The sequence below is a fragment of the Paenibacillus sp. FSL H3-0302 genome, assembly GCF_037982245.1.
Taxonomy (GTDB): domain Bacteria; phylum Bacillota; class Bacilli; order Paenibacillales; family Paenibacillaceae; genus Paenibacillus_AQ; species Paenibacillus_AQ odorifer.
In genome coordinates this window covers 6,118,362-6,132,201 of record NZ_CP150284.1, presented here as the reverse complement: position 1 = coordinate 6,132,201, position 13,840 = coordinate 6,118,362, and the positions used below count along the sequence as shown (strand labels likewise).

Annotated in this window: 9 protein-coding genes and 1 other annotated feature (1 of these 10 running past the window's edge); of the genes, 6 read left to right on the top strand and 3 right to left on the bottom strand. The window is 45.1% G+C overall.

All coding sequences use genetic code 11. The features are described 5' to 3' along the window. Positions 1 to 11, top strand: a binding site (T-box leader); it begins 250 nt to the left of the window's first position. A gap of 81 nt (positions 12 to 92) precedes the next feature. Both MHH50_RS27215 and MHH50_RS27210 read left to right on the top strand, forming a co-directional pair. Further along, complete coding sequence (locus tag MHH50_RS27215) at positions 93 to 1,772, top strand: glutamine--tRNA ligase/YqeY domain fusion protein (RefSeq protein ID WP_340033707.1); 1,680 nt, start codon at positions 93 to 95, stop codon at positions 1,770 to 1,772. A gap of 205 nt (positions 1,773 to 1,977) precedes the next feature. Continuing rightward, entirely contained in the window at positions 1,978 to 3,270 is a 1,293-nt protein-coding gene (locus tag MHH50_RS27210; RefSeq protein ID WP_340033706.1) for an Nramp family divalent metal transporter, read from the top strand. A 95-nt stretch (positions 3,271 to 3,365) separates the two neighbouring features. On the opposite strand, the gene MHH50_RS27205 is transcribed toward MHH50_RS27210, so the two are convergent. Further along, positions 3,366 to 4,523, bottom strand: a complete 1,158-nt coding sequence (locus tag MHH50_RS27205) for an N-acetylmuramoyl-L-alanine amidase (RefSeq protein WP_340033705.1) — start codon at positions 4,521 to 4,523, stop codon at positions 3,366 to 3,368. 149 nt (positions 4,524 to 4,672) lie between these two features. Between MHH50_RS27205 and MHH50_RS27200 the strand changes: the two genes are divergently transcribed. Further along, a complete protein-coding gene (locus MHH50_RS27200; protein WP_340033704.1) occupies positions 4,673 to 5,680 on the top strand; it encodes a TIR domain-containing protein in 1,008 nt (335 codons plus the stop codon). Further along, positions 5,677 to 5,916 carry a hypothetical protein gene (locus MHH50_RS27195; RefSeq protein ID WP_036680302.1) on the top strand — a complete coding sequence of 80 codons (240 nt, stop codon included), beginning with the start codon at positions 5,677 to 5,679 and terminating at the stop codon, positions 5,914 to 5,916. Before MHH50_RS27200 ends, MHH50_RS27195 begins: the two co-directional genes overlap by 4 nt. Before the next feature lie 61 nt (positions 5,917 to 5,977). Here the strand turns inward: MHH50_RS27195 and MHH50_RS27190 are convergent, their stop codons facing one another. Further along, a complete protein-coding gene (locus tag MHH50_RS27190; RefSeq protein WP_340033703.1) occupies positions 5,978 to 7,063 on the bottom strand; it encodes an LLM class flavin-dependent oxidoreductase in 1,086 nt (361 codons plus the stop codon). 246 nt (positions 7,064 to 7,309) lie between these two features. On the opposite strand from MHH50_RS27190, the gene MHH50_RS27185 reads away from it, so the two are divergent. Together MHH50_RS27185 and MHH50_RS27180 are read left to right on the top strand one after the other, a co-directional pair. Beyond that, positions 7,310 to 8,659, top strand: a complete 1,350-nt coding sequence (locus tag MHH50_RS27185) for a PQQ-binding-like beta-propeller repeat protein (protein ID WP_340033702.1) — start codon at positions 7,310 to 7,312, stop codon at positions 8,657 to 8,659. A 164-nt stretch (positions 8,660 to 8,823) separates the two neighbouring features. Further along, positions 8,824 to 10,107 (top strand): ArsB/NhaD family transporter, encoded by a 1,284-nt coding sequence (locus MHH50_RS27180; RefSeq protein ID WP_340033701.1) that lies wholly within the window; start codon positions 8,824 to 8,826, stop codon positions 10,105 to 10,107. 606 nt (positions 10,108 to 10,713) lie between these two features. Here the strand turns inward: MHH50_RS27180 and MHH50_RS27175 are convergent. Beyond that, entirely contained in the window at positions 10,714 to 13,761 is a 3,048-nt protein-coding gene (locus tag MHH50_RS27175) for an S-layer homology domain-containing protein (RefSeq protein WP_340033700.1), read from the bottom strand. Positions 13,762 to 13,840: the final 79 nt, after the last annotated feature.

The window sequence follows — 13,840 nt, the reverse complement described above, 5'->3', positions numbered from 1 at the left end:
TCGTCCCCAAGACCATAAGTCTTGGAGGTGAGGTTCTTTTTATTTTGCAGATTAAGCAGGCGGATATCACTTATAAACAGGAGGTAACACCAATGAACGAGGAACCGGAAGTATTAGCAGAGAGTTACATCGACAGATTGATTCAAGAAGAGCTGGAAGCAGGGACTTACAGTAGAGATATTTGCACGAGATTTCCACCGGAGCCTAACGGGTATCTGCACATTGGCAGTGCGTATGCTATTCATACGAACTATACGACTGCGAAAAAGTATGGCGGGAAGTTCCATTTGCGCTTTGATGACACCAATCCTTTAAAAGAGGATCTGGAGTATGTAAATGCCATCATCGAAGATATTCAATGGATGGGCTATCCACCGGACTATATTTTTTATGGATCAGACTATTCTGAGAAAATATACAATAGCGCAGTTACGTTAATCCGAAAAGGAAAGGCGTATGTCTGTGATTTATCACCTGAAGAGGTGACAGCCTATAGAGGGACGCTTACGGAGCCGGGAAAAAACAGCCCGTTCCGGGAGCGTTCTGTGGAAGAGAATTTGCGGTTATTTACGGAGATGAAAGCTGGAGATTATCCAACGGGAGCCAGAGTGTTGCGGGCTAAAATAGATATGAGCTCACCTAATATCAACTTACGTGATCCGGTGATTTACAGAATCATTCATGCGGAGCATTATAGAACGGGTAACGAATGGTGTATCTATCCGATGTATGATTTTGCCCATCCTATACAAGATGCTATCGAAGGGATTACGTATTCCTTATGCTCGATTGAATTTAAGGATCATCGGCCGCTCTATGAGTGGGTATTGAAGGAGCTGGATATCCCTGAGGCTCCTAAGCAAAGAGAGTTTGGACGGGTGAACATCACCGGAGTTGTGACGAGTAAACGGTATATCAGACAACTGGTTACAGGCCATTATGTGGATGGCTGGGATGACCCGAGACTTCCTACGCTTCGCGGTTTACGCAGAAGAGGTTTTACGCCGGAGAGTATCCGGAATTTTGTGAAGGAAATTGGCTTTGTCAGAAATAGCACCATTGTGGATATTGCCATGTTAGAGCATGCGCTTAGACAAGATTTGAAGGCAAAGGTTCCAAGTGTGATGGCTGTTCTTAAGCCTTTAAAAGTGGTCATTACTAATTATCCTGAAGATCATAACGAAGGGCTGACGATTGAGAATAACAGTGAAGATAAGTCACTTGGAGAAAGAGAGGTTCCTTTTTCACGAACCCTTTATATTGAACAAGAAGATTTCATGGAGGAGCCGCCAAAAGGGTATCACAGGCTGACTATGGGGAACGAAGTAAGGCTGAAGGGTGCTTATTTCATAAAGTGCAATGAAGTAATCAAGGATGAAGTTACCGGAGAAATCCTAGAGCTTCGCTGCACCTATGATCCGAGAACGAAGAGCGGAAGCGGGTTTAATGAACGGAAGGTTAAGGCAACCATTCACTGGGTATCGGCAGACCAGGCTATCAAGGCTGATGTTCATCTATATGAGCGTCTGCTGAAAGATAACGACGGTCCTAAAGAAGACGGTGAGCGCTGGGACGAGTATCTTAATCCAGATTCCTTAACGATCCTGAAGGATTGTTTGCTGGAGCCATCAATGGGCAACGCAAGGCCAGAAGATAAATTTCAATTGATCCGGCACGGATTTTTCTGTGTGGATAAGAAGTATACCACGGCAGATAAGCTGGTGCTGAACCGGATAGTACCGCTCAAGGACACATGGAAGAAAAATTCATAAGCAGCTTAAGCTGGGCGAAGATCGGGTAATTCCTGATCATCGTCCAGCTTTTTTTGTGCCTAGTCGTTGGTGAACAAGCAAATGAAAATTCCATATGAAACATGTTTACATTTTTCAGAAATAAGCATATACTTTAAATATAAGTTGCACAGGGGAAACTTTCGTGTATATAGACAACTTTTTCAGGGCAAGAGGAGGAATTGAAATGCTCGAACAAACTTTAGTAGAACAACCACATATAAAACAACATAAGAACTCGATTTCAGCACAAGCCGTACTTAACGGGGAGATCAAAGGGATTAAACGATTACTTCCTTTTCTAGGCCCAGCTTTTATCGCTGCTGTTGCTTACCTGGATCCAGGTAATTTTGCCACCAATATTACGGCGGGCTCTAAATATGGATATCTCTTATTGTGGGTGATCGTGGCCTCTAATCTAATGGCTGTGCTAATCCAAGCGTTATCCGCCAAGCTGGGGATTGCGACAGGCAAGAACTTGCCTGAGATCGCCCATGATCGTTTTCCGAAGAGTGTATCTATCTTCTTATGGATTCAAAGTGAGCTAGTGATTATAGCTACGGATCTGGCAGAGTTTATCGGGGCGGCATTAGGACTATATCTCTTATTTGAGATTCCCATGCTGCCAGCAGCACTGATTACTGCGGTGGGCTCATTTGCTATCTTAGAGCTGCAACGCCGGGGATATCGCTCCTTAGAGGCAGGGATTGCCGCGATGATCCTTATAGTCGTATTAGCCTTCGCTTTTCAAGTTATTGTAGCTAAACCGGATATGGGAGCAGTTGCCGTAGGCATGTTTACACCTAAGTTTGAAGGGGTGGACAGCATCCTATTGGCCGCAGGAATTCTAGGTGCAACCGTGATGCCACATGCGATTTACCTGCATTCATCACTTACACAGAACCGTATCGTCGGGGTGAATGAATCGGAGAAAAAACAGATTTTCAAATTGGAATTTATAGATATTATTATTGCGATGATTATCGCAGGTGCAGTAAATCTGGCTATGGTTATTGTCTCCGCGGCATTGTTTTTCAAAAATGGTCTCGTGGTTGAGGATCTGGATGTCGCGTTTCAACAATTTGGTCACTTAGCTGGGCCAGTAACGGCGATCTCGTTTGGGTTGGGACTACTCATTGCGGGACTGTCGAGTTCCTCCGTAGGGACTATGGCTGGCGATGTGGTTATGCAAGGCTTCATCAACAAAAGAATTAACCTGTACTTGCGCCGTGCGATTACCATCATTCCGCCACTAGCGATCATTGGTTTTGGTGTGAATCCAACCAAAGCGCTCGTGATCAGTCAGGTGATCCTGTCCTTTGGGATTGCGTTCGCGTTGATTCCGCTGGTTGTGTTTACAAGCAATCGCCAGATTATGGGCGGGTTAGTGAATCGCAAAATGACAGCCACTCTGGGCTGGATTATCTCCGGTCTGGTTGTATCGTTGAACTTGTTCTTGGTCTATCAAATGCTCGTATAAGGAAGCAGTCAAAAGAGCCCGACCCACAGATCTCCTCAGATCATACCTGAGAGATACATGGGTCGGGCTTTTTTTTGGAGTGTTGTTCCAGCCAGTTATTTAAAATAATCCGCAACGCCTTCAGCGATGGCTTTAGCCGCTTTTTTCTGATAGGAGGCCTTGCGGACAATGGACTCGTCTGTAGGATTGGTAAGGAATCCAAGCTCAACCAAGGTAGCTGGAATCCGATTCTCCCTTAGGATGTGATAATCGCCAAAGGACAACCCGTTGCTTTTCAGACCGATGCCTTGCCCCAGCCGGGTTTCAATCGCCCGCGCCAGCTTCAAATCATCCGCTTCTGAATAAAAGAAGGTCAACGTTCCGGACACATTTTTAGGTGAAGAATTATAATGAACGCTTACAAAAGCATCAGCACGCAGGGCTTGGCTCATCTGAACACGACGCGCTAACGTCGGCTTCTGATCATCTCGGGTGCGCGTCATCTCTACCCGTGCTCCTTTAGCAACAAGAGCATCGCGGACATAAAGTGCAGTATGCAGATTCAAATCTTTTTCCATGGTGTTATATGTAGTGCCAAGCATGCCCGGATCACTCCCGCCATGACCAGGATCGATGACGATCAGCTTTCCTCGTAGTCCGCCTTTATGCTGGACGGTGCTTACACTGCTTGTACTGCTTGTACTGCTTGATGTGCTTCCACTTCGGATATACTGCTCTGCCACCCAACCGGTTTCACCGCTGACTGTGCGAATTCGAGCCCAGCCGTTCTGATGAAGAAGGAGAGTGACTGTATCCTTGGCTTTTAAAGAACCGAGCACCTTATATTGTGTTCCTGGGCCACTTCGGATGCGCAGAGAATTAGCCGTGACTGTAGCCTTTGAAGTTCTACTAGAAGCATTGGCTGATGTTGACGAGGCAGTATTGGTTTTAGTAGCAATAGACGTTCCAGAAGCGCTGGATTGCAGGGAGTTGCTGTTCACCTTTTTTAGGTAATAACCCGCTACCCAGCCAGAGGTGCTCCCCGCCTTAACCTTTAACCATCCGTGCTGCTCATCAGTCACAGTAACCCGAGCCCCATTCTTAATTGATCCTACAACAGTTGCATTCTTAGCCGGTTCATCGCGTACATTTAAAGAACTCGCATATACCTGTGCGGTATAACTTCCCGCTGCTGTCTTTGCTTCAGCAGACTGTGGCGCTGCTATACCCAAAAGGCAAGCTGTGAGCAGGGTGACACCTATCATTTTGTTCATAGTATCCTCGCTTTTTGAGAGTAGTCGTAATTCCTTACCCAATTTACGAGGTTTAGAATAATATTTTTTGAGAATATGGCCTCTTTTCTGGTGGTCTAAAGACTTGTATAATTATTACATATCGGGAAAGAGGATGAAGGAGCATTGCCGTGACTAAACCAAAGCTATTCATTGGATCTTCCAGGGAGTCTATACGTTATGCAAGAGCGATTCATGAGCAGCTGAAGAGGGATGCTGAAGTGCATCCTTGGTATGCCAACGCTTTTCGGGCGAATGAATACACTATGGAGGCGTTGGAGCGAAATTTGGATGAGAGCGATTTTGCCGTATTTGTGTTCTCGCCAGATGATGTCGCCAAAATCCGTGGTAAATATTATTATGTGACCCGCGATAATACGGGGTTTGAAATGGGTTTGTTTTGGGCTAGATTACGGCGCAGCCGTGTTTTTTGTCTAGTACCTGATCAGGTAACTGCGCGTGATGATCTCATCCCTGGAGAAAATGTAGAAGAATATCATCTGCTATCTGATTTAGCGGGAATTACATCTTTAGAGTATGAAGTGCATCACGATAATCCTACGGCTGCTGTGGATGTGAGCTGTGGTAAGATTATTGATAGTATTCAAGAGCGTGGAAGATTCCGTGACCCGCTTAAAGATTTAGAGCAGCTAAGGATGGATTTAAGGCGCAAGGAAAGTATCCTTCATTTTTTTTGGCAATATAATAGTAATGTGACCATCTCCGAGAATGGAGATAAATATCACGCACTTAGTGAGGCGATACGCAATTCCTTTTTACCTCCGAAGCATTGTCGTGTAATCGGTGCAGCCATCTGGCAGGCACAAGAGAAGGAACAACTTGTTCAGGTGGGGGGGAATGTCGGACGCGGTCACTCCTATCCCTTGTCTGTAACGAAAGGGAATGAGAAGCAGCCTAGTGTGGTAGATGCATTTTTATCGAGTAAATGGACTTTTTTTCAACGCACGGAAGTTGCAGAGGTATATATCCTATGCTATCCTCTAGGTAAGAAGTATGTTCTTTCCGTTCATTTCTCAGGAAGTGATGGATTATCTGCAGATGATCTTAAGGCGGTAGTTGGGAATAATCAGGATTTATTCCGTACCATCAATCATTTAGTAGGAGAGGATTCAGCATGAAGAGAATAAAAGGTATTAACAGCTTATCCGATGCTGTTCTCCGATCTGCGAGTGGTGGGAGCAGGAGTGCAGGCGGCGATGACAAAAGCACCAAAAGAAAAGCAGGCTCGAGTCATTCTGCTCAGCAGCCAGCTTCAGCTCAGATTTATACTGCACCTTCTTTGGACGGCGGAGACGACGAATATAAGAAGCTTATCAGCGGGAAAGTAGATAATAATAAACCATCCTTTGCGTGATTTTATTTATAAAAAGGGGGCCTCAGCCGTTGGCTTGAGGGCCCCTTTTTGGTATTCCATTCTAACGGCTGTTCTTCTTGGCGATCTCACGCCGTACGACAGGTGCAACCTCTGTTGCCAAAAGTTCAATGGCTTTGGCTACCTTAGCGTAAGGAAGGCCGCCGATATCGAGCTGAGTCATAAAGCGGCTATGACCGAACAGCTCATGCTGATAGAGAATTTTTTCGATAATTTGCTGCGGGCTGCCTACAGCCATCGTGTTATCAGCAGATACATATTGCCCAAAGTCATCACGAGACACCTTGTACTCTTGACCCGGTTTTGGACTGATAGAGTTACGGTAACTATAGTAGTAAGGGTAATATTCATCCAACGCCTGCTGTGAGGTTTCAGCAATGTAGCCGTGGCTAGTGATCGCAATCTTTAGATCTTCAGGTGGATGTCCTGCTTGAATTCCGGCACGCCGATAGGTTGCGGCAAGCTCTTGAAAAGGCTCTGGACTGCCGCTTAGGATGGCGATAGCCATTCCGGTCCCGAGCATCCCGGCCTTCTCCGCACTTTCTGGAGAACCGCCTACACCAATCCAGAGCGGAAGATTCTCTTGCAATGGACGTGGAGCAATCTCCGAATCCTTCAGCGATGAACGGAAGGAGCCCTCCCAGTTCATAACTTCATGTTTGTTAAGCTCCAAGAGTAAATTGATGTTCTCGGAGAATAGACGGTGATAATCTTCAAGCTCATACCCGAAGAGCGGAAAAGACTCCACAAAAGCACCACGCCCCGCAATAATCTCTGCACGTCCATTCGACAGCAAATCAAGTGTGGCGAAATCCTCGAACACCCGTACAGGATCAATGGTGCTTAATACGGTTGTTGCGCTCGTTAGTTTAATTCTGTTAGTAACCTGAGAAATGGCAGCCAGCACCACTGGCACCGAAGAAATTACAAAATCAAGACGATGATGCTCACCTACACCAAATATATCAAGTCCCGCCTCATCTGCCAGCTTAGCTGCAGCTACAACTTCGTCGAGACGTTGTTTTGGACTGATCTTCTTCCCTGTATGACAATCCGCTACGATGTCTCCTAAGGTATAGATACCAAATTCAAAATCGGATGCTGGTGCTGCGGTTGCTTCGTTACTCATGCTCACAAACCCCTTGTTATTCATATATTTGCTAAAGCCTGTCCGTGTATGGAGGAATGTGATTATTATAACACAATGACTTACAAAATGTAAGTTTGTGAGTAAATGTTTTGATTTCTTCTGTTGTTTTTGACAAAATGGAATAATAATCCATAAGTATTATTTCCTGCTCGTCCAATATTATTATATTTGATTTTAAGAAGCTATCCAAATGAGGCAGTTACTTATATGAGGAGGAGTTTGGTGGTGAGAGGAACAATATTGAAATCTTATCTTCGTACTGCGGTTATTGGTTTAGGGGTATTGCTTATGGTACCGGTACAAGCAGCTGCGGTTGATCCACACACCTCTTTTATAGGCTCGAATGGTGATGATTACTATGCAAACCTGCCTGCTGCGAAGGTTGAATGGTCAACAACAATGGATTTGCCAGCTTTGAAAGATGTGCCGTCGGATTATATCATGGGTAAGGGTGTTGTTGCAGTCGGAGCGGGCAAAGCTTTTATCCTTCAAAAGGGTCAGCTTTTAGCGATTAACGTCCAGACTGGAAAAGTAATGTGGAAATACGGCTCCAAATTAACAACGCCGCTGCTCTATCAGGATGGCGTGGCTTACGTCACTTCGGAGGCAGGTACGATCTATGCAGTTAACGCGGCTACGGGCAAAAATAAATGGAGCTCATCGGCAACCAGTAAAGGTGTCAGTAAATTGTTAATTGATAAAGAGCAGCTATTTGCTGCTAATGGCGATATTCAAGCCTACAATCTGAAAGATGGCAAGTTGCAGTGGCGCGATAATTTCAGCGAAATGCTGTTTGAACCATTTATGGTTGAGGGGAATCTGGTGCTAGCTCAAAACTCAGAATCCGGAGCGTATACGTATGACATTTTACATGCGTTTGATCGAACAACAGGTAAAGAGCTTTGGAATAGTGGTAATCATAGTCTTCCGATTGCAGCAGATGGGACTACGCTTATCTCACAACGGGAAGCTACATTGGTAGACCCTCTTCCTTTGACGACACTCGATCATTTGGATGTGAAGACAGGTAAGCTTGTAAAGGCTGTAGAGTATAACCCCGCTCATATAGATCCTAATCATCCGAAACCAGAAGAAGAATATATGACTAGCGGAGGCAGAGCTTGGATCATTGGGGCCAGGATATATATTGGGGGACAAAAAGGAGTCTATGGCTACCCAGTAAATGTTGATCCAGCTGCCGTAACACGAGATAATTATTCGTATGAATCCATCGGAGCTAAGTTATCCTACGCGGCGGGTCCTTATGATGGAAGAATTCTTTTTAGTAACGAACAGAGCATCTATGGTGTTAAAATGTCTAATAAATCTGTGTTCCAGTACGGAGGAATCAGCAATCCGATTGCCCGCTTCGATCTGCTCGGACATGGCATGTATGTTGCCCAGACCGATGGGAAATTGGTTGCTATTGATCTAATTACCGCCAAACCGATCGTGCAGCTCAAAACATCAGGTAGAGTATTCGGCCCAACCTTGCTGGAGGATGGGATGATTATTGTGCAGAGTAAAGGGAAGTTAACTGCTTTCAAGGAGCCTCAGGCTCTGAAAATGAAATAATCGAATCCACAACGGCTCTCCGATAAACATCCGGCAGAGTCGTTTTTTAGTGGAATGATTCCACAAACCCAGTGCGAAAAATACAAATCTATTTTATGATAATAAGGTTATAGGATGAGTAGACTGTAAGTTAACGAAATTACATAGAAGGACCGAGGGATATTATGGAACAGCAAGCGGTTTGGGCGATAGGCATTTTTCTGCTGATTTATGGACTTATTATTTCCGAAAAGATTCACCGTACCATTCTGGCGATGTTAGGAGCTATCGTCATGATAGCGATGGGCATTGTGGATCAGGAGACGGCATTGCAGCACATCGATTTTAATACTATAGGATTGCTTGTAGGAATGATGATGATTGTAGGGATTAACGCTGACACGGGGCTCTTTAAATACGCAGCTGTGAAATCAGCTAAGTTGGCGAAGGGGAAGCCGAAGAGAATACTGATTGCTTTGTTTGTGATTACCGCAGTGGCTTCAGCCTTTTTGGATAATGTGACGACAGTGCTGCTTATGGTGCCAGTCACCTTCAGTATTACAAGACAACTGCGCATACATCCGCTGCCTTTTTTGATGTCACAAATTATCGCATCTAATGTAGGGGGAACGGCAACCTTGATCGGAGACCCGCCTAATATCATGATTGGCAGTGCGGTTAAGGAGCTGACCTTCATGGCTTTTATTAGCAATCTGACACCCGTGATTATCATCATTGTTTTGGCGTATATCCCGCTGCTGTTATTGATGTTCGGTAAACAAATTAAAACTACACCTGAACTGCAGCAGAGCATCATGGACATGGATGAGAAGGTTATGATTACGGATCATAAGCTGCTGCGAAAATGTTTGATCGTACTGGCAATTACGATTGCCGGGTTCTTTTTACATCAGGCGTTACATTTGGAGTCCGCTACGGTTGCGCTGGCTGGTGCATTTTTACTGCTGCTGCTGACCGGAGGGGAACATATGCTGGAAAAAGCTTTTCACAGCGTGGAATGGATTACGATCTTCTTTTTTATCGGACTGTTCGTGTTGGTGTCAGGGCTTGTAGAGACAGGTGTGATTGCAGAGCTGGCAGCAAAAGCGATTGAAATAACGAATGGTGATGTGCTGATGAGCTCAATGATGATTTTATGGGTCAGCGCCATTACCTCGGCATTTCTGGATAATATCCCTTTTGTAGCAACTATGATCCCGCTGATTCAGGAGATGGGCAATATGGGGATCAGCAATTTGGAGCCGTTATGGTGGAGTTTGGCCTTAGGCGCTTGTCTGGGTGGCAATGGCACATTGATTGGTGCGAGTGCTAATTTGATCGTAGCAGGTTTGGCAGGAAAAGAGGGGTACCCGATTACATTCATGAAGTATTTGAAGGTCGGATTTCCTTTAATGCTGTTGTCCATTGTGATCTCCAGCGTGTATTTATATTTAAGATATCTGATGTAAGCAGCGTTGCTAAGAGCCGGGGGAGCGATATGCTTGAAGTGATATTTTGAAACGGTAGAAGTTGTGGAGGAAGTAGAAGGAGTAGGAGTAGTGGAAGTAGTGGAAGTAGTGGAAGTAGAGGAAGTGGTGGAAGTAGAGGAAGTAGTGGGAGTAGAGGGAGTAGATGCAGAAGTATAAGTAACAAGTGGAGGCAAAATGCAGATTTTGAAGCGGTAGACATAGGTTGGAGTGACGGTGGGGGCATATAAGTGTATTTTGTACAGTTATAACTCATCGAATAAATCGCTAAGAAAAATAGTTGTATTCAGTACACTTATTTTCATGATTTCATCAGCTAAAGGTGGTTTTTCTGGATTTTAATTGTATAGAATACAGTTATATTCAGGACAACCCCTTTTTTATACGAAATAAGTGTACAGAATGCAACTAAATCAAAGATTGGGTTTAGATTCGGTAATTAAAATATACGGGGGGATCCGGAGGAGTTATTCCGAGGTTTACCCAAAGTCGACTTAACCCTACGCAATGCAGATAAACAAGCAGGCAGTGTTTCTCCAATATCTGGAGGCTCACTGCCTGCTTGTTTTTTACATTAGAAAGGGCTGCTTAAGGAGTATGGCTTCCAAAATACTGGTAAGTTCCTTTGGGATATTGATTCCACTCGCCCTCAAGTGAATACTGCTGTGATCCAGTGTATATACCAGATTTACGGACAATAGTTCCACCTGTGGAGAGGAATTGCTGAGTAGAGGTAGGGTCACCGAGAACATCCACGATTTGACCGTTTTTCTTCAGTACTAATGCTGTAATATTATATGTTTTTGGATTATATAGACTCAGCTCATCATTGTAATAGGAGATATTCATTAAATCAAATGCGTCCCCAAAAGTAGAATCTATAAACATATACGGCATTGCTACAGGTACAGGAAATAATGGCCGGGAATAAACCTGTTTGGTTTGGGTGGCTTTCATAAATTGGTGAACTTCAAGGGTGTAACCTTCTGCTTTTCCTGCGGGATTACCATTTCCTTTATAGTACAGCTCAACTGCGATTCTGCCGTCACCGCCGTCCAGATACTCTGAGAAGAATAGCTCAGAGGTACCCTGTGAAGCCACGCTTATAGATAATACAACCGCTTTGCCATCAGAACCTACTATCCATACCGTTCCTGGACTTGTAGGACCATTCCATATAGCTCCATTCAGATTTGCAGGTCCGCTCAATGAACCTGTGCTGCTTTCTGTATACACTTTAAATTGACTCTGATTAGGAATCAGCTTGGAAATATCGAAGGAAATATTGGATACACCTTGCTTGGTGGTTATTGGCACAAAGCCGTTGTTTACAAGCTGGGCTGTAATCAAGGTGAAAGTTGAGGTAGCTGAACCTCCTTTATCATCCGTTGCTGTGAGGGTCACTAAACCACTAGCTGAACTATTAGCTGCCGGAGTTACCGTCAGAGTGTTGCCATTAAGGCTAAGTGTACCAGCATTTACGTTATCTATAGAAGCTGAATAAGTAAGCATGTCATTGTCGGGATCTTGAAAAAGCTGGGCCAGATCAAATGTACGTGGTGCAGTGATACCTGGTGTTAAGAGTTGAGTAGTGATTCCAGATATCGCAATTGGTGGCTGATTAGACGTTACAGTGAATGCAAAAGTAGCAGTGTTAACGCCACCTTGGCCGTCCATTGCTGTTATTGTAATCATGGCTGTGCCTGAATCGACCGGCACAAGGTTGAGATGATTCCCATTTACAGATACAGTGGCAACGCTAGCGTCAGAGGATGCAGCTGCGAATGTAAGCGGGTCGCCGTCCGGATCAATGAACACATTACTGATGTCGACGTTTTGGACACCACTTGTGATCAGAGCAGATATTGGATCAATATTATTTTGCACGACTGGTGCATGGTTCACCGGAGTAGGACTAGGAGTCGCTACGGGAGTAGGCTCAGGAGTAGGCGCCGGAGTAGGCTCAGGAGTCGTCGCCGGAGTAGGCTCAGGAGTCGCTACGGGAGTAGGGCTCGGAGTCGTCACCGGAGTAGGGCTCGGAGTCGCGACCGGAGAAGGACTAGGAGTCGCTACGGGTGTAGGCTCAGGAGTCGTCGCCGGAGAAGGACTAGGAGTCGTCGCCGGAGAAGGACTAGGAGTCGCGACCGGAGAAGGACTAGGAGTCGTCACCGGAGTAGGACTAGGAGTCGCTACGGGAGTAGGGCTCGGAGTCGTCACCGGAGTAGGGCTAGGAGTCGCTACGGGAGTAGGGCTAGGAGTCGCGACCGGAGTAGGACTAGGAGTCACTACGGGAGTAGGACTAGGAGTCAGCACCGGAGTAGGCTCAGGAGTCAGCACCGGAGAAGGACTAGGAGTCGTCACCGGAGTAGGACTAGGAGTCGCTACGGGAGTAGGCTCAGGAGTCGGATCGCTCACGGCGTTAGCAGACGTGGACGAAGTATATGCAGGAGCAACGACTCCAGATGCATTTTGAACCTTTTGGATATTATCTTGAATGGCTGTGTAATTTGTTATGAAATGTGAAGGCAGACTGTTGCCAGGCAACTGCAGATTTTGAATAGACAAGGAGGGATCGATGGTGATCCTAGCGCCGCCTTCAACTATTTTTAAGGTTTGCAGGGGACCGCTGCCATGAATAGTAACTGGAGTTATAGAGTCCACAATGATCTGCCCAATTTGGCCCTGAAAAGTTATACTCGAAACGCCATTTTTAATCTTTAGATCACCGGTAACATTACCTTTAATAACAACATCATTTCCAGAAATATTGAGCAAAGAACCGGAGGGAAAGCCGGAGGTATTTAGTTGAACCCCTTTTTGTACAATTTCAAGCTCTTGCAAACCATCTACATGACGATTCAAGGAATTGAACTTAAGGACAGCTCCTCTTAAAGCATCATGGTTGCTATCACCCATTAATTCTTTGAGTGTACCTTCAATGAGGTAAGGCGTGCCATTGATCGTTATGAAATCTCCATCTATATTGTCGATCGTTGCAGTTTGTTGTTCTTCTTTAAAAATATTCAGCAGAAAAGAAGCCATATCCTGCCGCTGAACAGTACCTTTGGGGCTGAACATATCTTCGGGAGAGTCTATAAGTTTAAGACGTAGTGCGACATCAGTATACTCTTTTGCCCAATTGCTGATTGTGGATTCGTCATTAACCTTGTTGGCTTGTCCGCCTTGTGCTCCAGTTCCGCGGATGGCACGTACAAATATAACTGCAAGCTCTTCCCTAGTTACAGGTCTGGATGGATTAAAATTACCTGTAAGATCACCCTCCATAAATCCTGCCTTTTTAACAGCCTCAATAGCGGAGACACTCCAACTGGAATCAGATACGTCTCTAAAGGAAGAAGCGGAATTCACTGAGGAATCTAGCTTTAAGGTCTTCGCTAAAATGGCTGCCAGCTCTTGGCGGGTCATAGTCGCAGTGGGTCTGAATTGTCCATTGGGATCGCCTTTAAGCAATCCTAGACGAGCAGCCTCGAGGATTGCGGCACTTTTCGTCTGTTGTATTTCGGTTAAATCGGAGAACGGTGGAGTGATTTCAGCTGCAGATGCATAGAGAGTACCACCGAACAAGGTGTTAAGGGCAACAAGTGTTGCTCCCCATTTTAATGATATGCTTTTCAAGCAAAAGCCCCTTCCTTAGAACCAATTTGTCATAAGCTTACTTCATTATATCGACGCAAAAGCAAAGTTTTTTAATACT

Excerpts from the sequence above, each read along its gene's own strand:
- MHH50_RS27215 (WP_340033707.1), top strand. The coding sequence starts at position 93 with ATGAACGAGGAACCGGAAGTATTAGCAGAGAGTTACATCGACAGATTG.
- MHH50_RS27210 (WP_340033706.1), top strand. The coding sequence starts at position 1,978 with ATGCTCGAACAAACTTTAGTAGAACAACCACATATAAAACAACATAAG.
- MHH50_RS27205 (WP_340033705.1), bottom strand. The coding sequence starts at position 4,523 with ATGAACAAAATGATAGGTGTCACCCTGCTCACAGCTTGCCTTTTGGGT.
- MHH50_RS27195 (WP_036680302.1), top strand. The coding sequence starts at position 5,677 with ATGAAGAGAATAAAAGGTATTAACAGCTTATCCGATGCTGTTCTCCGA.
- MHH50_RS27190 (WP_340033703.1), bottom strand. The coding sequence starts at position 7,063 with ATGAGTAACGAAGCAACCGCAGCACCAGCATCCGATTTTGAATTTGGT.
- MHH50_RS27180 (WP_340033701.1), top strand. The coding sequence starts at position 8,824 with ATGGAACAGCAAGCGGTTTGGGCGATAGGCATTTTTCTGCTGATTTAT.